A 23359-nucleotide genomic window follows, 5' to 3' on the forward strand; every position below is an offset into this window, starting at 1 on the left:
CAGAATATTAGATTTATATTAGATTTATATTAGATTTTAAAGAGTAACTTTATGGGATAGATCCCTAATTCATTAAACTAGAACAAATAAATTAATCTGGATCGATTGGGAGATTAAACCTGATCTACCTTAACTGAAATCCTCAAAACCCTTTGATATTCTGATTTGTAGCGTTTTCAGACAATGAAAAGAAAGTCTCAAAAAAGCGATAGCCTTCTTCCTTAAATAGTAGAGATGCTATAGATTTTCATCAATGCTAGATTCTGCAACTGATACTTTGCACCGCATCAGCATAATAATTGCGATCAATAAACTCTGAAAGTTTAGATAATACAACGACAACACCCCAAATCCTTGACTAGCAATCGAGGGTTAATGCTTATCAGCCTGAGAAATTTTCAATAGCCTTAAATTATATCACAGCAAGAATAATATGTCAATAGATTAAATATTAATTTTTGTAAAGAAACTCCTGAGCAGTTACTCAGAAAGCTCTTTACCATCTGTTACAAAATATGGCAAGATATTTATCGAATTGTGTCAAAACCCAGAGTAAATGCTCATCAGGGTTACATTTTCTGATACAAAACAGAAACATATATCTAAATACCTTAAACAAAGGGCGATCGTCATCTGATGACGAAAATCCCTTCATACCAGACTCAGCAATCATAAGGAGAACCATCATATATGTTCACTCACGTCAAGTCCACCATTCGTCACATAGTTCCCGACGGGTTGAATGGTCGATCGCTGGTCAAGGTGGTCTATGTCGTGCTAGAACCTCAGTACCAAAGTGCGCTGAGTAGTGCGGTCAGGGAAATCAACGCTAACAACCAGAAACTAGCGATCGAAATTAGTGGTTATTTAATCGAAGAACTGCGCGATGGGGAAAATTATCGCAATTTTCAGGAGGATATAGCCAAAGCTAATATTTTCATCGCATCTCTCATCTTTATCGAAGATTTAGCCGATAAAGTGGTGGCCGCTGTCGGTCCCCATCGGGATAAATTAGATGCGGTGATTGTCTTTCCCTCTATGCCCCAGGTAATGCGCTTAAATAAGTTAGGTTGCTTTTCCATGGCACAATTGGGACAGTCTAAGAGTGTCATCGCTAATTTTATGAAAAAGCGCAGGGAAAACTCTGGCGCTGGTTTCCAAGATGCGATGTTAAAGTTATTGCGAACTTTACCGCAAGTCCTGAAATATCTCCCTATGGAAAAAGCTCAGGACGCACGCAACTTTATGTTAAGTTTCCAGTATTGGCTGGGAGGTTCGGCAGAAAATTTAGAGAATTTCCTGTTAATGTTGGCCGATAAGTACGTCTTTGATAACAAGGATGACAGTGTAGTTTACAAGGAACCGGTAGTTTATCCAGATCTGGGTATCTGGCATCCTTTATCGATGAAAATGTGGTCGGATGTCAAGGAATACTTCGCTTGGTACAATAACCGCAGTGATATTGCTGATGACCTGAAGGACCCTTTGGCTCCCTGTGTTGGTTTAATTTTACAGAGAACTCACCTCGTTACTGGTGATGACGCTCATTATGTCGCTCTCGTGCAGGAATTTGAGTCTATGGGTGCGCGAGTCCTTCCTGTTTTTGCTGGGGGATTAGATTTTTCTAAACCGGTAGAGGAATACTTCTGGGATAAAAGCTTAAAAGGAGTGGAAGCGGTTGCTATCGTTGACACAGTAATTTCCCTGACGGGATTTGCTTTAGTGGGAGGTCCAGCGCGACAAGATCACCGGTCAGCGATAGAATCCTTAAAACGTCTCAATCGTCCCTATATGTGCGCGTTACCGCTAGTTTTCCAAACTACTCAGGAATGGGAAGAAAGCGATTTAGGGTTACACCCCATTCAAGTGGCGCTACAGATTGCTATTCCGGAATTAGACGGTGCGATCGAACCTATTATCTTATCGGGCCGGGATGGGGCCACGGGTAAAGCGATCGCTTTACAGGACCGGATAGAAGCGATCGCTCAACGGGCGCTAAAATGGGCTAACCTAAGAAAGAAACCGAAACTGAATAAAAAGGTCGCCATCACGGTCTTTAGTTTCCCCCCCGATAAAGGGAATGTGGGAACTGCAGCCTATCTAGATGTGTTCGGTTCTATCTACGAGGTGATGCAAGCGTTACAAAATAACGGTTATGACTTGCAGGACTTACCCGCATCTCCGAAAGAACTGATGGCAGCGGTAATCCATGATGCCACCGCACAATACCATAGTCCGGAGCTAAATATCGCCTATCGGATGTCTGTGCCTGAATACGAGCGTTTAACCCCCTATTCCGTCCGTTTGGAGGAAAATTGGGGACCACCACCTGGACATCTCAACAGTGATGGACAAAATCTGTTAATCTACGGCAAAGAGTTCGGTAATGTCTTTATTGGGGTTCAACCCACCTTCGGTTATGAGGGGGACCCCATGCGTCTGCTCTTTTCTCGTTCTGCTAGTCCCCACCACGGTTTTGCAGCCTACTACACCTATCTCAATCAAGTCTGGAAAGCAGATGCGGTTCTCCATTTTGGCACCCACGGTTCCCTAGAATTTATGCCGGGTAAACAGATGGGAATGTCTGGGGAATGCTACCCCGATAACCTCATCGGGATGATTCCCAATCTCTACTATTATGCCGCTAATAACCCCAGCGAAGCGACGATCGCTAAACGTCGTAGTTATGCGGAAACTATCTCCTATCTTACTCCTCCGGCAGAAAATGCTGGACTTTACAAGGGGTTAAAAGAACTAAGCGAGTTGATCGGTTCCTACCAAACCCTGAAGGATAGTGGGCGTGGGGTGCAAATTGTCAATACTATTGTCGATAAATGTTTATTGGTCAATCTCGACAAAGATATAAGTTTACCTGATGGTGACACTGCCGATCTCAGTCAAGAGGAACGGGATAATATCGTCGGTTCGGTCTATCGTAAACTGATGGAAATTGAATCGCGCTTACTTCCCTGCGGACTTCATGTTATTGGGAAACCCCCCTCGGCGCTGGAAGCGGTGGCAACTTTGGTCAATATTGCCAGTTTAGACCGGGAAGAGGACGATTTACTTTCCTTACCGCGGATTATTGCCAACAGCATCGGCCGGGATCTAGAGGAAGTTTATCGCAATAGCGATCGAGGTGTGCTGGAGGATGTGGAATTACTGCAAAACATCACCCTCGCGACTCGCGCTGCCGTCGCAACTTTAGTCAAGTCCCAAACCGACGCAGAAGGTCGGGTATCGATGCTTTCTAAGCTGAATTTCTTGAATATAGGCAAGAAATCGCCTTGGCTGGAAACTTTACGGTCGATGGGTTATCCACAAGTTGATCCGGTGGCGTTAAAACCCCTGTTTGAATACCTAGAATTCTGTTTGGAACAGGTCTGTGCTGATAATGAATTGGGGGCCCTATTAAAAGCATTGGAAGGAGAATACGTTCTTCCCGGTCCTGGTGGCGACCCTATTCGTAACCCCGGGGTTTTACCGACGGGTAAAAATATCCACGCTTTAGACCCCCAGTCTATCCCGACTCTAGCGGCGGTAAAATCGGCTAAAATCGTGGTGGATCGTCTGTTAGAACGGCAAAAACTGGATAATGGTGGTAAATATCCTGAAACTATCGCTTGTGTTCTCTGGGGAACGGATAATATCAAAACATACGGGGAATCTCTGGCACAAATTCTCTGGATGGTGGGGGTTCGTCCTCTTCCCGATGCTTTGGGACGGGTGAATAAATTGGAATTGATTCCCCTAGAGGAGTTGGGAAGACCGCGCATTGATGTGGTGGTCAATTGTTCTGGTGTTTTCCGGGATTTATTTATCAATCAGATGAATTTGCTTGACCAAGGGGTAAAAATGGCCGCGGAAGCAAACGAACCGGTGGAGATGAATTATGTCCGCAAACACGCTAGGTCACAAGCAAAAGAAATGGGTTTAACGGTTCGACAGGCGGCCACCCGCATCTTTTCTAATGCTTCTGGTTCCTATTCTTCTAATATTAATCTCGCGGTGGAAAATAGCAGTTGGGAAGACGAAAAAGAGTTACAGAATATGTATCTCAACCGCAAGGGTTTTGCTTTCGACTCGGATAATCCGGGGATGATGGCCGATAATCGTCAGTTGTTTGAAGCATCTTTAAAAACTGCCGAGGCAACTTTCCAAAACTTGGATTCTAGCGAGATTAGTTTAACCGATGTTTCCCACTATTTCGACTCGGATCCGACAAAAGTTGTCGCTAGTTTACGCGATGATGGCAAAAAACCGGCGGCCTATATTGCTGATACTACCACCGCTAATGCTCAGGTGCGTACTTTGTCGGAAACCGTGCGCTTAGATACCCGCACCAAGTTACTCAATCCCAAATGGTACGAGGGAATGTTAAGTCATGGTTACGAAGGAGTCCGAGAATTATCGAAGCGTTTGGTTAATACGATGGGATGGTCGGCAACTGCTGATGCGGTGGATAATTGGGTTTATGAAGATGTGAACACCACTTTTATTCAAGATGAGGAAATGTGTCAGCGTCTGATGAATCTCAATCCTAATTCTTTCCGCAAGATGGTGGGAACCCTGCTAGAAGTTAATGGTCGCGGTTACTGGGAAACTTCTCAAGAGAATTTAGACCGCTTACAGGAACTTTATCAAGAAGTGGAGGACCGTATCGAAGGAATCGAGTAGAATAGATAGATAAGACTTGAGAGACTGGCTAATCACCGGTCTCTTGAGTTTTGAACAAACATGAAAAATAACTTTTGGGGGTTAATTTGGTCTAGTTTTTTAGGAATTCAGTCATTGGTGCTGGGATTCCTGGGTTTTGTCGCTAGTTTACTTGCGTGGGTATTTGCTGGGCAGACACCTATTCCTCTAGTGGTTCTTTTTGTTATAATCACGATAGCTATATTAGCTATAGCTACTCTATGTAAGGCGTTACAAACGGCACTAGAAGAATATCAAAGAGTCAAGCAAAATATTATTCCGAAAATCCTACGAGTTCAAAAGGACGCAAATAATAATATTCAATGCTTACTCGAAGCCTCCAATTTATTTGCCGCTCAACTAATGATATCGTTTTACTATACGGACGAAGATGGGTTTGAAGTATTAATCGGTGAGGGGGTTGTTAAAAATGTACAAAGCGATCAAAAAATACAGACAGTTCTCGACCAGCCAGAAGCGGGCTATCAAAATGTTTTAGACAGATTAGCTAATAACGAAGACAAAATTATTCAAAGAATCAAAGTCAAACCGAGTATTTATAAAAAATAATTAAACCTGCAGAGGAAATTATGGAAAACGTCACAGAAATTCCCCTTTTATCCCCCAAAGGAACTTTTCCTGCCACGGTCGTTAAGGTTATTGACGACTATAAATTAGTAATGAATAGAGGTGAACAGAACGGAATTCGAGAAGGTCAAAGAATGATGGTTTATCGTATCGATGACGAAGAAATATTAGATCCGCATACTGGCGAATCTTTAGGGTTTCTCGAATTAGTAAGAGGTACGGGAAGAATTATTTTCGTTCAAGATAAAATATCTATAATTGAAACCGATCAGAAAAAAACTTATAGAAAAAGAATAGAAAATTCTTCTTTGGGATTGAGGAGTTATAAATCTGAAGTGGTAGAATCCGATGAATTAAAACCTTTTGATAATGCTCAAGTTGGCGATTTAGTCAAACCTATTTAGATCTATCGATGGAACAACCAATATTAGAATACTTTTTATCTCTTAAATATCCGATTTCAATTTATCCCGAAGAAGAAGGCGGATACACGGCGTTAATTCCCGATTTACCCGGATGTATGACTCATAGTAAAACTTTAGAGGAAGGGATTATTCATATTGAAGAAGCGAGCGAATTTGGATAGAGACAGTTTATTTTAGTGATAAAAAAGATATTCCCATGTTTTCTAAAAGATAAAAAAATATCCCCGTAAATTGTTGCGGCGATGCGATTTTTTAAGCATTATTGACCTTCTGACCTCTAAGATCCGAAAATAAACAGAGACGACCCAAACCCATGATTGCTGGTGAGAAGGTCTCTTGGTTGGGGGCTTCTAGATGGCAGCCAGCAAATTCTTGCTGAATTTCTGTTAAGAAATAGGGCCAAATAGTCAAGAAAAAATTACCGCTAAAAATTATTCGATCGATATCTTTAAGACTTTTTTGCTGTTTTTCTAACAAATCATTAACTTTCTGTTTTAAATTATCTAGATATGGTGCAATCACCTTCTTATTTAAGTCCCTGCGACTGACAGTCCAAGTATGACCGGCTAGAGAGGAGGTAAATTCGATTTCTTCTTGGAGGATTAATTTGGTTAATCTAGCGGCTGCCAGTAAAGATTTTTTTAAGGGATTAGTATCGGTGAGATCGGCGAGGGAAAGCGGCAAAAAAGAACGCCAGAGAGGATAAATTAACTGAGAGAGTATGGCCTGTTCATAGGTGTTTTCCCCGTAGTTAAAATGGCTCAGAGCGATCGCTTGACGGGATAAAGAGCAAGTTTGCGGTGGGACTTCCAGCAGCGCTAAAGTGGTAGTCTCTCGTTTACCTTCGATAACAAGTAGGGTTTGGGGTTGAGGTTGGTCGCTAGTGGGAATATAGGCCAGAGCAGTAGCGATCGCTGTTTCTAAACTAGATAGGCAATCGGGGGGTATTAGTTGCGCTCTGAGAAGGGCTTTTTTTAGGTCATCCGTGGGGGTTTCCCCGTCATCGGTAATAATGATAGCTTCTAATCGCTCTAAGGCTTCCCAGAGCCAAGAATCGGTGCTAAAATCCCGATTAGATAGCCAGCTAATTAGATATTCTTCCACCTGATGGCAGGGTAAGAGATCGCTTGTTCCCGTTGCCAGACTCCAAGAAAGAGGATAAAAATCAATCAGTCCTTGGCTTTCCCGAAAAAAGACGATTTTCACCCCTGGTGGTTGTACCTCCATTCCCAGGGACCAACGGGCAACTTCAGGGGTTCGAGCGGGGGATAATAAAGGAAAAAGAAGCGCTTTGGCCGATTCTAAATGTTGACGAGTGGCGATAATTGTCTCGGAAGTAACTTCTTGCGGGTTAACTAGAGAGGAAATCACCTTGGCAAGAATCCGATCGATCTCGGTCAGTAGGGAGGAAAAATCCTGTTTATCGGTCACTAGATAATTAAAAATACCCACAACTGTCTATTGTAGAATCACCCACTTAAAACGAACAAAATTTAAATATTAAACCATGGAAGAAAAACGCTATCCTGCGGAAAAATCAGCAGAGATTCAAAAATTATTAGATACAGCCACTTTATTGGTCGGTTTGCCCCCTGAAACCCTCGATCAAGTTACTTTTCATGCTGTCACCCGCACTCATCCTGCTAATCGGGCGATTTTATTAGAAAATGATTGGGGTGGTTCGGTTTACTTTATTCTGGATGGTTGGGTGAAAATTCGTACTTACGATATGTCGGGTAAAGAAGTCACCTTAAATATCGTCGGTAAAGGGGAAATACTCGGAGAAATGGCCGCTTTAGAAGAATCTCCCCGTTCCACTGATGCTATCACCTTAACCACGGCCACAATTAGCAGTATTCCCGCCCAAGATTTTGTTAATCTGCTCAAATCGGAGCCTTTAGCGGGAATTCGTCTTTCTCAGTTAATGGCCAAGCGTTTGCGTCAAGTTAACCGGCGTTTACGTTTACGCGAGGCCGATAGTCTCTCCAGAGTCGCCGATACTTTACTCTTTTTAGCCGAAGGTCAAGGAGAAAAAAGCTACCAGGGTACAGTAATTCCCAATTTACCTCACCGGGAATTGAGTGGTATTAGTGGCCTGGCCCGGGAAACCGTGACCCGCTCCTTGACCAAATTGGAGAAAAAAGGCCTGATTCAACGAGAGCAGCAATCTCTCTGTATTCCTGATCTGGCCGCTTTAGAAAAAGCGATCACCTAAATTCAGTTATCAGTTATCAGTTATCAGTTATCATACTAAATCCAGTTATTAAAGACTGATTATCTATTCCTCCTTTTGCCTTTTGCCTTTTGCCTATTGCCTATTGCCTATCTTCACTAGGAAATTTATTTTGCACGACTACTTATGACTGAAAAATTAACCGGTTTTGGAGTGGTGCTGGTGACAACGGCCAGCGAAACGGAAGCGGAATACCTAGCGATCGCCTTACTTAACGAGCGCTTGGCAGCTTGTGTCAGTATTTACCCGATTCGTTCCATTTATCGTTGGCAGGGACAGATTGAAAACGAGAGCGAATGGCAATTAGCGATTAAAAGCGATTTAAAGCAGTTTGAGCAGTTATCGGCGAAGATACAGGAACTTCATACCTATGCAGTCCCAGAAATCATCGCTTTACCGATTGTGGCGGGTTCTCAGACCTATTTAGACTGGTTAGCCTCCCATACGGGTAGGGTGTCAGAATAGACCAATCGGCAACTTTAGCGAAAAAAATCTATATAATTCTTAATAAACTATCTCAGGAAGCGCAAAAAGTTTTAATCTAGATGCTGATTAAATTTTTAAACATCTGGTTTTAAGACCGATCGCCTCCACGATTGGAGAACTCAGCACATCGTCAAGGGAGATAGTTAAAATCCAATGAGTCTTAAGGCAAGCGGTGGCAGCTCCTTAGCGCGTCCCCAACTCTATCAAACCGTCCCAGTATCTGCCATTACCCAAGCAGAACAACAAGACCGCTTTCTCGATAAACCCGAACTCAATGAACTGATCGCCTACTTCCAATCGGGGAGCAAGCGCTTAGATATTGCCCAAACGCTCACCCGGAACTCCGATCTGATCGTCTCGCGGGCAGCTAACCGGATTTTTACCGGCGGTTCACCCATGGCCTACCTAGAAAAACCCCCCGTGGAAGAAATGGCCCTGGTGGGTGCGGGTAAAGTTATCAACGTCCAGGAAGGGATGAAATTAGGAACCGTTACCTACGCGGAAAGCGGCTCCGGTGGCGGTGGTGGCTTCCTCGGTGGCTTAAAAGGGATTTTCGCCTCTAGCGGCCCGATTCCCCCCGGATTCCGACCGATTAACGTCTCTCGTTACGGTCCGAGCAATATGCAGAAGTCCCTCCGGGATTTATCCTGGTTCCTGCGTTACATTACATACGCGATCGTGGCTGGTGATACCAGTATCCTGATCGTTAATACTCGCGGTTTAAGGGAAGTTCTCGAAAATGCCTGTTCCATTGATGCCACCATCGTGGCCCTACAGGAAATGCGGTCCGCTTCGATCGAGTATTTCCAAAGAGACAAGGATGCGGCCACTTTAATCAGTGACTATTTCAATATCCTACTGGGGGAATTAAAAGCCCCCACCCCCTCTAATAAACTGCGTCAGCGTCCCAGTAGTGACCAACAGGGTTTAAGTCTTCCCCAAAGCTACTACAACGCCGCCGAAAAACGGCAAAAGTTTGTCATGAAAACCGGTTTATCAGAGTCGGAAAAATCTTCGATTATCAAGGCCGCCTACAGACAAATTTTTGAACGGGACATCACCCGCGCCTACAGTCAGTCCATTTCTGACCTAGAATCGAAGGTGAAAAACGGCGACATCTCGATGAAAGAATTCGTCCGTCGTCTCGGTAAATCGCCTCTCTACCGCAAACAGTTCTTTGAACCTTTTATCAATAGTCGCGCCCTAGAATTGGCTTTCCGTCATTTCCTCGGTCGCGGTCCTTCCTCCCGGGAAGAAGTGCAGAAATACTTCTCGATCGTCTCTAGCGGGGGTTTAGCGGCGTTAATCGATGCTTTAGTCGATTCTCAGGAATATTCCGACTATTTCGGCGAAGAAACCGTTCCCTATCTCCGGGGTTTGGGTGCAGAAGCACAGGAATGTCGTAACTGGGGGATGCAGATCGACCTGTTTAACTACAGCGCACCTTTCCGCAAAGTTCCCCAATTTATCACCACCTTTGCTAAATACGATCGCCCCTTACCGGATCAGCACGTTTACGGTTCCGGAAATGACCCCCTAGAAATCCAATTTGGGGCAATTTTCCCGAAAGAAACCCGCGAACCTAGTTCTAGTCCCGCTCCCTTCGGTAAAGATAGCAAACGTATCCTCATCCACCGCGGACCTGCTACTAATAACCAAAATAGCAACCCCGGCGCCCGAGGTGAATTCCCCGGTACTTTGGGACCGAAAGTTTTCCGTCTCAATAACGAGTTACCCGGTTCTAGTAATGGGGTGAGCGTTAAATTTGGCGAAAGTTCCACCCAAAGAGTGATTTTAGCGGCTTATCGTCAGGTTTTCGGTCGAATGCCCTACGAAGGTCAGCGTTTATCCGTGGCCGAGATTAAGCTAGAAAATGGCGATATTACTCTGCGCGAGTTTATCAAAACCCTAGCTAAATCCGAGGCTTTCCGGAAAATCTACTGGACTCCTCTCTATGTGGTGAAAGCGATCGAATATATTCACCGTCGTCTGCTCGGTCGTCCCACCTACGGTCGTCAGGAAATGAATCAATACTTCGATATCTGCTCGAAAAAAGGCTTCTATGCTTTAATCGATGCTCTGATCGATAGTCCTGAATATACGGAAGCTTTTGGCGAAGATACGGTTCCCTACGAGCGCTATCTAACTCCCCAAGGGATGCAGTTACGGATGGTGCGTTTGGGCAATCTCCGCGAAGATATCGGCCAAAGAGTTGATAAAGAGGAAACCCCGCGCTTTATTGAATTGGGTACACCTTCGGTCTCGATTCGCACTGAACCCGATATTCAATCTCGTGTCGGTCAAGGTGTCACGGTTCAACGGGAACAAACTAAGGTCTTTAAACTGTTAACTAATCTCGATAAAGTTGCCGTACAAAATACTGTTCGCGCCGCCTATCGTCAGATTTTTGAACGGGATCTCGAACCCTATATCATCAATGCCGAATTTACCGCTTTAGAGAGTAAATTAAGCAATGCTGAGATCACGGTGAAAGAGTTTATTGAGGGTTTAGGTGGTTCGGATCTTTACCTGAAAGAATTCTATGCTCCCTATCCGAATACGAAAGTAATTGAATTGGGAACCAAGCACTTCTTAGGTCGCGCTCCCTTGAATCAAAAAGAAATCCAGAAATATAACCAAATTCTGGCAACTAAGGGATTAAAGGCCTTTATTGGTGCCATGGTTAATAGCATGGAATACCTACAATTATTTGGTGAAGATACGGTTCCCTATCGTCGTTTCCCGACTCTACCGGCCGCGAATTTCCCCAATACGGAACGCTTATACAATAAGCTGACTAAACAGGATAGTGAACTGGTGGTTCCCAGTTTTAAACCGGTAGTTAAAGTCGGTGGCTAATTAGTCCTTGAAGTTAGTTAATTTAGCTCGTGTTCAACACGAGCTTTTTTTCAGGACAAATTACTGGCCAAAATTTATTAAGTAGGTAGGCGTTAAAAATTATCAGATGCCCCCCTTATCAAGGGGGGACTAAGGGGGGATCGGCACCCCCCTTATCAAGGGGGGACTAAGGGGGGATCGAACCTAAAATCCATTTTTAATTTAATTATAACCAGCTACTTATCGTCAATCAAGGGGATAACAATGAGCCAAATTAAAGTTAAAGACTTCGGTCCAATTAAGGCGGGTTTAGTAGAAAATGATGGTTTTATCGACGTTCGGAAAGTAACGATTTTTATCGGTAATCAAGGAACTGGAAAAAGTAGCATTGCTAAATTAATATCAACATTAAGCTGGTTGGAAAAAGCTCTATATCGTGGAGATTTAGAGGAAAAATATGTGACTAAATATAATCGTTTTGTTAAATCTTTTTGTCAATACCAAAATTTAACCAATTACTTTTTACCCGAAACCCAAATTGAATACAATGGAGATGTTTATCGAATTAGTTTTGAAAATGCTAAATTATCGATCGAGCGTACTGATAATTCAAAGTATCGAGTACCAAAAATTATGTATGTACCAGCAGAGCGAAACTTTTTGAGTGCAGTAAGATGGCCAGAAAAACTCAAAGGACTGCCAGAATCATTATATACTTTCTGGGAAGAATTGGATCGCTCACAACAGGAATTATCTGGCAGTTTGACTTTGCCAGTAGGTGAGGTTAAATTGGAATTTGATAAACTCAATAGACTGGCCAAGATTGTGGGTAGTGATTATCAACTAAATCTATCAGAAGCTTCCAGTGGTTTTCAGTCTTTTGTTCCTTTATTTCTCGTTTCTCGAAATATTGCTTTATCGATTAATCGAACTCAAGAAACTTCCGGCAATGAACTCAGTGGAGAGGAGCAAAAAAGATTAAAAATGGAAATCGAGAAAATTATCTCTAATGATAATCTTTCCGATAACCTAAAAAAGGCGGCACTAGAAGTATTATCTTCTAAATACCGCAATGAGTGTTTTGTAAATATTGTGGAAGAAATCGAGCAGAATCTATTTCCTCAATCTCAGAAAAAGATTTTATATAAATTATTTGAATTTGCCAATTTAACCCAGGGAAATAAACTAATTTTAACTACTCATAGTCCTTATATTATCAACGATCTAACCCTAGCTATCAAAGCAGATAAAGTTATTAAAAAAATCCTATCATCAGCGATTTCTAACGCCGATTATCTCCAAGAAAAGCTCAACCAAATTGTCCCGAAAGCCTCTTGTATAGCGGCAGAAGATGCTATTGTATATGAATTAACAGAGCAAGGAGAAATCCGAGAACTTGCTACATATAATGGTTTACCTTCTGATGAAAATTATCTCAATCTTTGCCTAGGAGAGACAAATCAGCTTTTTGATGATTTACTGGAAATCGAAGAACAGTTATGAAGATCAATTTCTTTGATAAAAAATGTCAGAGTCAAACCCCTCGGCATAAATTTGGAATTTGTGATCCGCCATTTCCCCCAGAAACTCCCGCTTATTTAGATACAGAAAATCCCAGGGATTGGATTGCTATTGTGGAAAACTCTCAAGAAATTGAAGTGACATTTACCGCTATTGATAAATGTATTGAAATTAGAAAAGTCGATGGTAGTGGTATGGATAAACGCTGTGATGGAATGCTGACCTATGCTAATTGTTTGATTTTTGTAGAATTAAAAGAACGAAAGGGGAAAAATTCGGGGTGGGTAGGAGACGGAGAAGAGCAACTAAGAAACACAATTCGGGTATTTATTGAAAATCATGGTATAGAGGATTATTCATCTAGAAAAGCCTACATTGCCAATAACAAAAAGCCTACCTTTCAGACTTCACAAACAGAGAGGATGGAAAAATTTCACCAAGAAACTGGGTTTAGATTAATCATTCAAAATATCATCAAAATTGACTGATTCAATTCTATTTGATTCCCTTGCTCTGAAGATATTTATTTTCTAGAGTGTAGAGATATCCTAGTTTGATATTGAATCTCACCCTGCCGACCGCCTTCGTTATCTCAATATCCCAAAGCTAACCCATCGGACCGAGGTTCGCAATTTGCCGGATAATTTGACCCTTGCCAAAATGGGAGGAATCTGCGATCGCCACCTGATGGACTCTGGGGGTTAATCTGGGCAGTAATTCGGGGGCTGCACCCCTTTCTAAAAGTACGCTGTTTCCCCGTAAAAATCGCCATCTAGGGGCATCAAGGGCGGTTTGAGGATTGAAATGATGGTTAACCATGTTTACCGCCATTTATCGGGGGACTTGGGGGGCATCGGCGCACCCATCAAAATTGCCATCATCCCAACGGAGAAAACTGGGGATAATCAGATGAAAAGGGCGTTTAGCGGGGGTAATGGGGTTAGGATGACCCAATTCGAGGGTAAAACCACTAGCACGGTTATGTAGGGCGATTCCCGTCTGGGGGACTAAAATAGCAATGGCAAAACCATCAAAATTGGATTGAAACTTTACAATACCAGAAAATCTCGATCGCTTGTGGCCAGATAGACGGTTCCCTTCTGGGGTTGTTGGTAGAATTAATGGTGCGAACAAGTGTATTAATCGAGAATTTCTCACCTTCCCCGATGGAAGTTGGAAGCATTAAGTCTCGGTGACTTCTAAACTGTCCACAATTGTCCGAAAGCTTTCTAATCCAGCTTCGAGGTTTTCCATAATCTCCAAAGCCAGCACATCGGGGTCAGGCAGGTTGTCAAGGTCGGTTAAACTTTTATCTTTGAGCCAAAATATATCGAGGCTGGTTTTATCCCTGGCGATAATCTCATCATAGGTGAATTTTCGCCAACGTCCTTCGGGATTCTGTTCTGAATAGGTTTCGCTGCGTTGATGACGATTTTGGGGATGATAACAGGTGATGAAGTCCTGTAAATCGGCTGGTTTTAAGGGGTTTTTCTTGAGGGTAAAGTGAATATTGGTGCGAAAGTCATAAAACCAGATAGCTTTTGTCCAAGGGTCTTTAGCGGCGGGTTTATTATCAAAAAAGATGACGTTGGCTTTCACTCCCTGTTTATAAAATACGCCGGTGGGTAATCTGAGGATAGTATGCAAATCGGTGGTTGATAATAGTTGTTTGCGGACGGTTTCCCCGGCGCCACCCTCGAAAAGGACGTTATCGGGGACAACCACGGCAGCTTGTCCTGTGCTTTTGAGCATGGAACGAATATGCTGGACGAAGTTGAGTTGTTTATTAGAAGTGGTTGCCCAAAAATCCTGACGATTATAGGTTAAGTCTTCTCGGTCCTGTTCCCCGTCTTCATTGGTAAAAGTTAGGCTGCTTTTTTTGCCGAAAGGGGGATTAGCAAGGACATAATCGACGCTAAGGGGAGAAGGAGCAATCAGAGCATCGGTGGAGGCGATAAAGCATTGCTCATCGTTAATATCGCCGATATTATGCAGAAACATATTCATCAATGCCAGGCGTCTTGTATTGGCGACGATTTCATTACCGTGAAAGGTGCTTTTTTTGAGAAATTCTTTCTGTTCTCGGTCTAAGGGATGATTTTTGACCAAAAAGTTATAGGCTGCCAGAAAAAAGCCGCCGGTTCCACAGGCAGGGTCAGCAATAGTTGCCATGGGTTGGGGACGCAAGCATTCTACCATGGCCCAAATCAAGGGCCGGGGGGTGAAGTATTGGCCGGCGCCGCTTTTGGTGTCTTCGGCGTTTTTTTCTAGAAGTCCTTCGTATATGTCGCCTTTGACATCCGTTTCCATCATCACCCAGTTTTCTTCATCTATCATGGTGATGATTTTGAGCAGTTTGGCAGGGTCTTGGATTTTGTTTTGAGCTTTGGTGAAGATTTGCCCTAATAAGCCTTTTTTTTGCCCTAATTCGCGTAATATGCCGAGGTAATGAGTTTCGAGGTCGGCCCCTCGTTTGCTCCGCAGACTTTGCCAGTCGTATTCAAAGGGGATGCCGATTTTGCGATTATAGGGCGGTTTGGCGTATTCATCAGCCATTTTCAGGAATAGAAGGTAGGTGAGTTGTTCAAGGTAGTCCCCATAACTGACCCCATCATCCCGCAGGGTGTTACAAAAACTCCAAACTTTTGACACAATTGAGGCGGTATTCATGACATTGGTTTGTTTATTAGGGTTTTATTGGCGTTTTTTGGCTTTTTCATAAGCAGGGTCATGTTCAGCAAAGCTTAGAATAACCACTCGTTTAGGAGAAGGTTTGTCATGGATGCGATAAACAAGACGGTAGGGGGTTCCATTCCAATCGATTTCTAAGGCACGACATCCTTTGAGTTTTCCTGTTAAGTTATGACTAGGAAATCCTAACGTTTGATAGGGGTCTAAGGCGAGTATTTTTTGATAGTTTTGCCATTTTTGTTGCAGTTTTGGCGGTAATTGCGAGATGTCATTTTGTAATTCTTTGACGCTTTGAACAATATAAGGATTTTTAGCTTTGCTCATTGGCAACCCACTGTTTTAGCTCATCTTCGTCAATTTCTTGGTCTGCTTCGATAAGAGTAATTAATTGACTGGGATTATCTAATTGGGGCAGTCTTTCTATAGCTAAAGCTTCGGCTGACAGGGTTTGAGGATTGTCTTCGAGGATGACAATAACTTCGACTTTTGCCCCTTGGGGAAGTTGGGGGGTGTCGATTTTTATTGTTCCATCGGATTGAACGAAGGTGGTTTGACGAATTGCTTGTGCCATTTCTGTACTATATTTTGTGTGGTTGTTTGATTGACTATAATTAGATTTTGCTACAAGTATCAGATTTTTTGAATTGAGCATCCTATTAGTTATCTCAATCATAGTCCTCATTTAATGATTCCTAATCATGGTTTTGGTTTTGGTTTCATGACTCGTTTAAATTCTAAGCTTCTTGAGCCAAAGTTAATTAGTAAACCGATGGGAAGTCTATAAATTTCTATATAATTAATGGCTTGTGCGAGGTGAACATCTTCAAGTTTAATGACGGCTTTGATTTCTAACATTATCCTTCCTTCTACAAAAAAATCAACTCGTCTTGTGCCGATATGTGTTCCTTTATAAATGATATTCATTTCGTGTTCTTGACTAAAGGAAATTCCTTGATATGTCATTTCTATGGCTAAGGCGCGTTGATAGATTTTTTCCTGAAAGCCGTTTCCTAGTATGCGGTGTACTTCCATGGCACAACCGATTATTTTACCTGTTAATTCGCTGTCTGGATATTGAGAAGAAACGTAACTCATGCTATTGACTTGATACGATTTTTTGATTGGCTATGATTAGATTTTACTACGGGTCACATAATTTTTCTAACCCCCCGTACTGTGATTTATGTGATTTTTTGATTGGCTATGATTAGATTTTACTACGGGTCACATAATTTTTCTAACCCCCCGTACTGTGATTTATGTGATTTTTTGATTGTCTATGATTAGATTTTACTACAAATATCAGATTTTTGACCACTTTATCACCCCATCAATCCGTACTGTGATTTATGTGATTTTTTGATTGGCTATGATTAGATTTTACTACAAGTATCAGATTTTTTGACCACTTTATCACCCCATCAATCCCTCAATCATAGTCCTCATTTAATCATTCCTAATCATAGTACGAGTTTCCCCTCAAAGGCCCGTTTTAAGATGCTTTGGCGCAATGCTTCTGCTTTATCTAAGTTCTCGGTGAGGGTGGCTTCTAATTGGTCACATACTGATAATCTTGATTCGATTTCTTGCACGATTTTGGTTTGTTCTTGGAGGGAGCAAAAAGGGATGTTTAAATTTCTCACTTTGGATAAGCTTAATGTATAAAGACCTGATGTTGAACCCGCTTGTTTTTTTATAAATTTTCTACCTTGATGAGAAAGTAAAAAATATAGAGAAAACAGAGGATTAGTATTTGTGTGAGGTCTAGCTTTAATTACATGATTTTGATGAACACAAGGATTAATTTTATCATTCCAGATAGCAACTCGACCAATTTGGTCAATACTCCCATTACCTTCTATAATCAAAAGATCATTTTTAACTAATAAAAATTTTTCAACTTCTTCCTGCCTTAACCCAATTTCATAGACTTCATTTAAGTCTAAAAAATTCGCATATACATTAGCAACACGCAAGTATGGAAGCTTAATACTCAGAGCATTTCTCTTGGAGTTTTTTGCAATTCCTCCCGTAATGTTGGTAATATCCTCCAATTTCACCCACATCCAACCATTAGGTAAACTGGGTAAATTGCTTAATTCTTCTTTGGTGAGGGGAGGTAAATCTTTTGGTTGTTGGGGTTTGGTGGGTTTTTTGGTTTCCTTGCCGTTATTTTCCCATTCTTTAAGCGCTTGTTTCCAGTCTTCTAATTGTTGCTGATAATGGCGTTTTCTTTCAGCTTTAATCTGTTCTAATAGGGTATCACCATCCTCTAGACTGTCTTGATGTGTGTTGCGCCATTTTTCGGTTAATTTGCCCTCAAATGCCCATTTTAACACTGCTTGACGGTAGGTTTTTAGTTGTTCTAGCGCTTTTTTAAGGGATGCAACCCCGTCATCTAATTCTGAGAATAATTCTTCAATTTTCTCGACAATTCGATGTTGTTCAGGTAGGGGAGGAAGTGGGATTTCAACAGATTCAAAATACTTTTTAGGAACGCGTAATTGTCCTGCACTTCCTGTCATATTTCTCCTAGCTTCTCTCTTAAAAGAAGCCTGAGTAAAATAATAAAATAAGTATCTTTTATTTAATCCTAATTTTATTCTAGAAACATGAAATTCTGTAGAACCAAACCCAATACCATTTTGAAGATTTTCTACAATAGCTATTTTACCGTTTTCCATACATGGCGTTATTTTGGCAAAAATTATATCACCATTTATAAATGCTGTATATCCTTTTTTTACTTCACCATATAAACGAGTCTGAGATAAATCATATTTGCCTGAGACTTCTTCAACAGATGCCATTGGCAGAAAAGAAACGGTTAAGCTATCATCTAAATCTGTATAGGGTAATTTAGGATTAATCTCAGCTATGTCTTGAAGCTGCACAATTTTCCACCCCTGTGGTAAATCTGAATAATTTGAGTTTGAGTCAGTCATAATTAATAAAAATCACTCCTCTTGAGGATTAATAATAGTTGTCATTTTTGCAATTAAATCAGGGATATTGTCTTGGGATGTTTGCCAAAGCGTGATTAATCTAACCTCTGAATAATCATGAATAATTTTATCTCGCATTCCTGCCATTTTCCGCCATTCTATTTGCGGATAGAGACAGCGAAACTCATCAGGAATATTTTTACTCGCTTCCCCAATAATTGCCAAAGCCATCATCACTGATAAAACTCTCTCCTCATTTTGTTCAAATTCCTCAAAAGATAAATTTATGGTTTGTTCTTGGATTATTTTAGCATATTTTAAAATATCCTCTAGATAATTTTTGACAATCCTTTTCATAGATAAACTGTCTCATTGAGAATCTGTTCACGAAGGGCAGCTTTTAAGGATTTTTTATCAATTAAATCCACAGGAAGACCAAGTTTATCACTAATTAAATACTCAATTTCTACTAAATCAAATAAGGTGGGGACTTGGGAAAATTCTACTAAAATATCCACATCACTATCTTTAGTTTGTTCTCCCCTGACATAGGAACCAAAAAGTCCCAATTCAAGGATTTTAAACCTCTCTATTAAAAAGGGCTTATAAAGGATTAAAATTGCTTTGATTTCCTCTAAAGTTTTCGGTTTAACTTCTTCGGGTTTAACTTCAGAGGAAAGCTGTTCAACGAGGCATTTTTTATCCATCGGCGATAATTGCTTGGCTAATTCCATCACATCTTGTAAGGTCATATTTACTCCTTAATTTCTAGGAAATAATTCCTCAATAACTGACAAATATTCAGTAATTGCGTCTTGAATGTTGCTTAACCCTTCTTTCTCTGTCTCTCCCTGGGACCAACAACCGGGCAACCCCGGACAACAGACGCTGCAGCCTTCTTCGGATTGATAGAGAATGATTTTATGTTTCATGATTTAGGAGTCCTTTTGATTTCGTATTTTATGCCACTAAAGCGGTGTTTAATTCCTCGATAATAGCCTCCATCTCATCGCCAAAAAGCTGATGGAGTTTACCGATTCCCCCCATACTATCAAAAGGGGTATAGTCCAAATCCTCTCGCTCTAAGGCAAAAGAACTGATAATATGTTCTTTGATGGCCCGTAGCCATTGCATCTGTTCTTGATTGAATTTTACTGATGCGCCCGCCTGTTTTTGAAAAACCCAAGTTTGAAAAGCTTTATCGATGCGTTTTTCATGGGGGGTTAAAACCTCATCTAAGCCAATAACACGCCGGATTAGGGCAATTAACGCTGTTAACTCACTGGTGGGATTGCTTGGCACCGCTTCTATCTGTTGATAGGCTGCCCATACTCTCACTGGCGCTAGGTTGGGGCGGTCTTTTTTGAGAATATCTAAGACTTCCTTGACCATTTTATAGGTGACGGGACGCTGTTGATAGGGCAGGTTATAGAGGATACGCAGGGCGGTGATTTCGTCCTTATTTGCCTCAATAAAGGCTGTAAAGTCATTTATTAGGGCTTGATTGTCTATCCGTTGCGCTTCACTCCATCCTGAGAATGTCACCCTATCCAGATTCTGAGTATCTATGTACTGTTCGTGTACTTTCCGCACATTCTCAAGGTAATGACTCAATTCCCCAGTCAAATAGCCGGCAGCCGCACGAGTAAGGGCTTTTTCCGCCGCTTTTAACTGTTCTGGGGTCGGATTTGTGGTTTGATAGGTTTCTTTGGCCCTATCCTCAATATTATCGGGGTCTGTGGCATTAAGCAGGGCTTTGGCCATATCTCCCAAAGTTGCCCCTCCGGTGATTTCTTTTATCTTTTCAGCTTCTTTTGGCGTGATTTGTCGTTCTAATCGCGCAAAACGACAGGCTAGGGAGATATAGGCATCGCTATCGTCTGTTCCCATCATAATGCCCATCATCAGGTCTTTTAAGGGGACACTGGATTTTCTTTCCAGGGGCCGGCTATCGGTTTTGGCTGATTGTTCCACACCGACAGCATCGATGATAATAAAGTGAGTTTTGGCAGAAAGGGCGGATTGAGAGACTTTTTTGAGACCATCATGGTCAAGGGTGCGTGTACCTCGTCCTTTCATCTGTTCGTAGTAGTTTCGAGATTTGACATCCCGCATAAAAATTAAACACTCAAGGGGTTTAATATCGGTTCCCGTGGCAATCATATCGACTGTGACGGTGATACGGGGATTAAACTCATTTCTGAACTGAGAAAGCACAGATTTCGGGTCTTCTGGCGATTTATAGGTAACTTTTTTGCAAAAATCGTTCCCTTCGCTAAATTCTTCCCGGACTATCTGAATAATATCGTCAGCATGGCTGTCATCCTTGGCAAAAATCAGGGTTTTCGGGACTTCTTGGCGATGGGGAAATAATTCTGGCAGTTTATCGCGAAAGGTGCGGATAATTTGGCGTATTTGGCTGGGATTGACCACATCTCGGTCAAGTTGCTTGCCGGTATAGACAATATCCTCGTCCGGTTGTACCCAGCGTTTTTCACGGGTTAATTTTTCCCTTTTTTCGATGTATTCCCTGAGAATACGCCCGCCATTCTTGGTTATCTCCGTTTCTATAGTATAGACTTGATAATCTACGTTTACGCCGTCCATTACCGCTTGTTTGTAGCTGTATTCACTAACCACATTTTCATGGAAAAAGGCAAATGTCCGCACGTCGGGAGTGGCGGTTAAACCAATCAGAAAAGCGTCGAAATATAATAAAACCTGTTGCCAAACGTTGTAAATCGAGCGATGACACTCATCGATGACGATAAAATCGAAGAATTCAAGAGGAACTTTCGGATTATAGACCACGGGGACCGGTTGTTTCCCTTGTACTAATTCATTCGGGTTGGTTTGTTCGGCAGCCTCATCGAGACTTTCGCCTTTAAGGATAGAATACAGTCTTTGAATGGTTGAGATGCAGACCTGAGCATCTTTGGCCAGATAACTGGAGGATAATCGCTGAACGTTGTAAAGTTCGGTAAATTTTCGGTTATCATCATTGGGAACAAAACTCATAAACTCCTGTTCAGCTTGTTCTCCTAAGTTTTTGGTATCGACTAGAAATAACACCCGTTTGGCATCGGCAAACTTTAGGAGACGATAAATAGCGGTAATAGCGGTGAAGGTTTTGCCGCTTCCCGTGGCCATCTGCAGCAAGGCCCGGGGAAAATTTCGCTTAAAGGAGGCTTCTAAGTTGGTAATAGCTTTAATTTGACATTCTCTTAGTCCATTCGGGTCAAGGGGGGGAATATCTTGCAGTTTATCCCGCAAGCTTTTGGGTTTATCTTGCCATTCTTGCAGGGTTTCCGGTCGGTGAAAGGAAAAAACAAGACGGGAACGAGGTTTCGGGTCGCGGCGATTGGTAAAGCGCGTCAGCTTGCCTGTGCTTTCGTAAATAAAGTTAAGGGGCCGGTTATTGATATATTTCAGCTTACTATTAGCGTATTTGTTTGATTGTTCCTCCGCTACCGTTAAGTACAAGCCTTTTTCCTCTCGTTTGGCCTCAATAATACCGACGGGTTCTCTATCCACAAACAGGACATAATCAGCGAATCCAGTATCGGTTCGATATTCCCTGATAGCCACTCCCAAACTGGTATTGAAGTTGATTTCTTTTTTATCTTGGACAGACCATCCCGCTTGACGCAATTGTTCGTCAATCAGTTCACGCGATTGGTTTTCTGGGGTTTGATTGCTGGAAGGCATGGTTAGCAAATTTGGCGCGATAAGCTGACTAATTTAACGGCAAATGTCAATATTTATCTTTATCTAAGCAGATTTTAGAAAGTTTTTTTTTATCTTAATATTAATTATCAGTGGTCGGAGATAAGGTCTTAAGAAATGTCAATTATCGCTATTCTTACTGACCCTCAATAAATTAAAATCAGATCATAAATGCGATCGCTTGCTCAATTCTCGATGATTAATCTAGAGGCTAAAATCAGCAACTGAGACAATTAACCTTTTTCCAGCTACCGAGTTTAGGTGGTAAGCTCTTGACTATCTAAATTACTCGTTAAGATTGCAGGGGAGCAGCAAGAGGCAGTTCGAGCATTTGTACTAAAATTCTCAATACGCAGTTTAAATGCAGTACAGCTTAGTCCGCTAAACAGTAGTAAACTTGACAATGTTGTTGATATTGTTACCGAAAAAGATAGAATCAGAGAGCGCATACTTAGGACTGGCTGAATAAATCTAAAAACCTTGTTGGGTAAGAATTTTAGACTTTTTGTCAATCAAAAAATACCAGATCTGGGAGTGAGCAGCGGGAAAATTCAGGTACTTTTTCCCTGAAAATTAGGATTGACCCTAAATAGCTGGGCAAAAAATCAAGAAAAACAGCAAAAAAGCGCAGTTACCCCCTTGACAAATAGCCAAAACTAGGCATTAGTTAAATTTAATTATTTTTTAATAAAAACCGCTTTCTATCACCAGAAAAAGCTATCGGTAGATTTTTATCAGAGTAATGTAATCATCTTTACAGCTATCGGGGATCAAAGGATGTTACGGTGAAGGAGCGATGACAAACCCACTTTAAGATCACCCCAATTGCTATGGCACAGATTCTCGATCCCCTCCCCAACGGCAAGAAAAATAGTATTCTTTGTTGCTATGTCAATGCGACCAATCATATTCAAATTGTTCGCATCACCAATATTGCTAACTGGTATTTTGAAAGGGTGGTTTTCCCCGGGCAGCGTTTAGTATTTGAGACCCTAGCGGATGCTTTCTTAGAGATTCATACGGGGATGATGGCCAGTGCCATCCTTTCCGATAATATCCCCTGTGAACGCCTTTATATCAGCGATGGGGATGACGATGACTCCGATGGTCAACTAGAGGGGGAAATATTCTACCCCCATTCCCTAGGGGAAAGTCAAGGGGCCAAAATTGACAATACCGTACCCTTCGGTTTAACTTTAGCTTCCGCCTAG

At 41.8% G+C, this 23359-nt stretch carries 22 protein-coding genes; 10 read left to right on the top strand and 12 right to left on the bottom strand.

The features are described from left to right. The first annotated feature begins 690 nt into the window (after positions 1–690). Genes LW728_RS01150 through LW728_RS01165 form a run of 4 tightly spaced genes read left to right on the top strand, consistent with a single transcriptional unit; the run spans position 691 to position 5869 of the window. Positions 691–4677, top strand: a complete 3987-nt coding sequence (locus LW728_RS01150; RefSeq protein WP_287764779.1) for a magnesium chelatase subunit H — start codon at positions 691–693, stop codon at positions 4675–4677. A gap of 60 nt (positions 4678–4737) precedes the next feature. Continuing rightward, on the top strand, positions 4738–5265 hold the full coding sequence (locus tag LW728_RS01155) for a hypothetical protein (RefSeq protein WP_287764782.1): 528 nt from the start codon (positions 4738–4740) through the stop codon (positions 5263–5265). Between the two features lie 20 nt (positions 5266–5285). Beyond that, complete coding sequence (locus LW728_RS01160) at positions 5286–5687, top strand: hypothetical protein (protein ID WP_002758495.1); 402 nt, start codon at positions 5286–5288, stop codon at positions 5685–5687. Positions 5688–5695: 8 nt separating this feature from the next. After that, positions 5696–5869, top strand: coding sequence for a type II toxin-antitoxin system HicB family antitoxin (locus tag LW728_RS01165; protein WP_287764785.1), 174 nt, complete (start codon positions 5696–5698; stop codon positions 5867–5869). A gap of 91 nt (positions 5870–5960) precedes the next feature. On the opposite strand, the gene LW728_RS01170 is transcribed toward LW728_RS01165, so the two are convergent. Beyond that, positions 5961–7160: an acetate and sugar kinases/Hsc70/actin family protein gene (locus LW728_RS01170; RefSeq protein ID WP_287764788.1), complete on the bottom strand. Its 1200-nt coding sequence runs from the start codon at positions 7158–7160 to the stop codon at positions 5961–5963. Positions 7161–7215: 55 nt separating this feature from the next. Here LW728_RS01170 and LW728_RS01175 point away from each other — a divergent pair, with 55 nt between their 5' ends. From LW728_RS01175 to LW728_RS01195, 5 genes are all read left to right on the top strand, one after another. Then, complete coding sequence (locus LW728_RS01175; RefSeq protein ID WP_287668539.1) at positions 7216–7923, top strand: Crp/Fnr family transcriptional regulator; 708 nt, start codon at positions 7216–7218, stop codon at positions 7921–7923. A gap of 144 nt (positions 7924–8067) precedes the next feature. Continuing rightward, the gene (cutA, locus tag LW728_RS01180; protein WP_287668537.1) at positions 8068–8406 is read left to right on the top strand and encodes a divalent-cation tolerance protein CutA; all 339 of its coding nucleotides are present in this window, start codon (positions 8068–8070) and stop codon (positions 8404–8406) included. Positions 8407–8580: 174 nt separating this feature from the next. Then, positions 8581–11286, top strand: coding sequence for a phycobilisome rod-core linker polypeptide (locus LW728_RS01185; protein ID WP_287764790.1), 2706 nt, complete (start codon positions 8581–8583; stop codon positions 11284–11286). Positions 11287–11529: 243 nt separating this feature from the next. After that, positions 11530–12768, top strand: a complete 1239-nt coding sequence (locus LW728_RS01190; protein ID WP_287764793.1) for an ATP-binding protein — start codon at positions 11530–11532, stop codon at positions 12766–12768. Continuing rightward, a complete protein-coding gene (locus LW728_RS01195) occupies positions 12765–13274 on the top strand; it encodes a hypothetical protein (RefSeq protein ID WP_287764795.1) in 510 nt (169 codons plus the stop codon). The genes LW728_RS01190 and LW728_RS01195 overlap by 4 nt, the downstream gene beginning before the upstream one ends. Positions 13275–13392: 118 nt before the next feature. On the opposite strand, the gene LW728_RS01200 is transcribed toward LW728_RS01195, so the two are convergent. The 11 genes from LW728_RS01200 to LW728_RS01250 form a co-directional block, all read right to left on the bottom strand. Beyond that, complete coding sequence (locus LW728_RS01200) at positions 13393–13605, bottom strand: gamma-glutamyltransferase (RefSeq protein WP_198285480.1); 213 nt, start codon at positions 13603–13605, stop codon at positions 13393–13395. A 12-nt stretch (positions 13606–13617) separates the two neighbouring features. Beyond that, a complete protein-coding gene (locus tag LW728_RS01205) occupies positions 13618–13920 on the bottom strand; it encodes a gamma-glutamyltransferase (RefSeq protein ID WP_223211080.1) in 303 nt (100 codons plus the stop codon). Positions 13921–13968: 48 nt separating this feature from the next. Beyond that, complete coding sequence (locus LW728_RS01210; RefSeq protein WP_287764798.1) at positions 13969–15456, bottom strand: class I SAM-dependent DNA methyltransferase; 1488 nt, start codon at positions 15454–15456, stop codon at positions 13969–13971. A gap of 24 nt (positions 15457–15480) precedes the next feature. After that, a complete protein-coding gene (locus LW728_RS01215) occupies positions 15481–15801 on the bottom strand; it encodes a type II toxin-antitoxin system RelE family toxin (protein WP_002733533.1) in 321 nt (106 codons plus the stop codon). Beyond that, positions 15788–16048 (bottom strand): hypothetical protein, encoded by a 261-nt coding sequence (locus LW728_RS01220; protein ID WP_002731890.1) that lies wholly within the window; start codon positions 16046–16048, stop codon positions 15788–15790. The genes LW728_RS01215 and LW728_RS01220 overlap by 14 nt, the downstream gene beginning before the upstream one ends. A gap of 125 nt (positions 16049–16173) precedes the next feature. Further along, positions 16174–16572, bottom strand: coding sequence for a GxxExxY protein (locus tag LW728_RS01225; protein WP_002734461.1), 399 nt, complete (start codon positions 16570–16572; stop codon positions 16174–16176). Between the two features lie 365 nt (positions 16573–16937). After that, entirely contained in the window at positions 16938–18422 is a 1485-nt protein-coding gene (locus tag LW728_RS01230) for a restriction endonuclease subunit S (protein WP_287764801.1), read from the bottom strand. Positions 18423–18434: 12 nt separating this feature from the next. After that, positions 18435–18779, bottom strand: a complete 345-nt coding sequence (locus LW728_RS01235; RefSeq protein ID WP_123230081.1) for a HepT-like ribonuclease domain-containing protein — start codon at positions 18777–18779, stop codon at positions 18435–18437. Next, positions 18776–19174, bottom strand: coding sequence for a nucleotidyltransferase family protein (locus LW728_RS01240; RefSeq protein ID WP_151694700.1), 399 nt, complete (start codon positions 19172–19174; stop codon positions 18776–18778). The genes LW728_RS01235 and LW728_RS01240 overlap by 4 nt, the downstream gene beginning before the upstream one ends. Before the next feature lie 9 nt (positions 19175–19183). Beyond that, on the bottom strand, positions 19184–19354 hold the full coding sequence (locus tag LW728_RS01245) for a type II toxin-antitoxin system HicB family antitoxin (protein ID WP_287764805.1): 171 nt from the start codon (positions 19352–19354) through the stop codon (positions 19184–19186). Positions 19355–19382: 28 nt separating this feature from the next. After that, positions 19383–22130 (bottom strand): type I restriction endonuclease subunit R, encoded by a 2748-nt coding sequence (locus tag LW728_RS01250; protein ID WP_287764807.1) that lies wholly within the window; start codon positions 22128–22130, stop codon positions 19383–19385. Positions 22131–22978: 848 nt separating this feature from the next. On the opposite strand from LW728_RS01250, the gene LW728_RS01255 reads away from it, so the two are divergent. Next, positions 22979–23359 (top strand): DUF1830 domain-containing protein, encoded by a 381-nt coding sequence (locus tag LW728_RS01255; RefSeq protein ID WP_002733612.1) that lies wholly within the window; start codon positions 22979–22981, stop codon positions 23357–23359.

Source organism: Microcystis sp. 49638_E5 (assembly GCF_021300285.1).
GTDB lineage: Bacteria > Cyanobacteriota > Cyanobacteriia > Cyanobacteriales > Microcystaceae > Microcystis > Microcystis aeruginosa_C.

What these genes read in the sequence shown, in the direction of transcription:
- LW728_RS01150 (WP_287764779.1), top strand. Translation starts at nt 691, where the DNA reads ATGTTCACTCACGTCAAGTCCACCATTCGTCACATAGTTCCCGACGGG.
- LW728_RS01155 (WP_287764782.1), top strand. Translation starts at nt 4,738, where the DNA reads ATGAAAAATAACTTTTGGGGGTTAATTTGGTCTAGTTTTTTAGGAATT.
- LW728_RS01160 (WP_002758495.1), top strand. Translation starts at nt 5,286, where the DNA reads ATGGAAAACGTCACAGAAATTCCCCTTTTATCCCCCAAAGGAACTTTT.
- LW728_RS01165 (WP_287764785.1), top strand. Translation starts at nt 5,696, where the DNA reads ATGGAACAACCAATATTAGAATACTTTTTATCTCTTAAATATCCGATT.
- LW728_RS01175 (WP_287668539.1), top strand. Translation starts at nt 7,216, where the DNA reads ATGGAAGAAAAACGCTATCCTGCGGAAAAATCAGCAGAGATTCAAAAA.
- cutA (WP_287668537.1), top strand. Translation starts at nt 8,068, where the DNA reads ATGACTGAAAAATTAACCGGTTTTGGAGTGGTGCTGGTGACAACGGCC.
- LW728_RS01185 (WP_287764790.1), top strand. Translation starts at nt 8,581, where the DNA reads ATGAGTCTTAAGGCAAGCGGTGGCAGCTCCTTAGCGCGTCCCCAACTC.
- LW728_RS01190 (WP_287764793.1), top strand. Translation starts at nt 11,530, where the DNA reads ATGAGCCAAATTAAAGTTAAAGACTTCGGTCCAATTAAGGCGGGTTTA.
- LW728_RS01195 (WP_287764795.1), top strand. Translation starts at nt 12,765, where the DNA reads ATGAAGATCAATTTCTTTGATAAAAAATGTCAGAGTCAAACCCCTCGG.
- LW728_RS01200 (WP_198285480.1), bottom strand. Translation starts at nt 13,605, where the DNA reads ATGGTTAACCATCATTTCAATCCTCAAACCGCCCTTGATGCCCCTAGA.
- LW728_RS01210 (WP_287764798.1), bottom strand. Translation starts at nt 15,456, where the DNA reads ATGAATACCGCCTCAATTGTGTCAAAAGTTTGGAGTTTTTGTAACACC.
- LW728_RS01215 (WP_002733533.1), bottom strand. Translation starts at nt 15,801, where the DNA reads ATGAGCAAAGCTAAAAATCCTTATATTGTTCAAAGCGTCAAAGAATTA.
- LW728_RS01220 (WP_002731890.1), bottom strand. Translation starts at nt 16,048, where the DNA reads ATGGCACAAGCAATTCGTCAAACCACCTTCGTTCAATCCGATGGAACA.
- LW728_RS01225 (WP_002734461.1), bottom strand. Translation starts at nt 16,572, where the DNA reads ATGAGTTACGTTTCTTCTCAATATCCAGACAGCGAATTAACAGGTAAA.
- LW728_RS01230 (WP_287764801.1), bottom strand. Translation starts at nt 18,422, where the DNA reads ATGACTGACTCAAACTCAAATTATTCAGATTTACCACAGGGGTGGAAA.
- LW728_RS01235 (WP_123230081.1), bottom strand. Translation starts at nt 18,779, where the DNA reads ATGAAAAGGATTGTCAAAAATTATCTAGAGGATATTTTAAAATATGCT.
- LW728_RS01240 (WP_151694700.1), bottom strand. Translation starts at nt 19,174, where the DNA reads ATGACCTTACAAGATGTGATGGAATTAGCCAAGCAATTATCGCCGATG.
- LW728_RS01245 (WP_287764805.1), bottom strand. Translation starts at nt 19,354, where the DNA reads ATGAAACATAAAATCATTCTCTATCAATCCGAAGAAGGCTGCAGCGTC.
- LW728_RS01250 (WP_287764807.1), bottom strand. Translation starts at nt 22,130, where the DNA reads ATGCCTTCCAGCAATCAAACCCCAGAAAACCAATCGCGTGAACTGATT.
- LW728_RS01255 (WP_002733612.1), top strand. Translation starts at nt 22,979, where the DNA reads ATGGCACAGATTCTCGATCCCCTCCCCAACGGCAAGAAAAATAGTATT.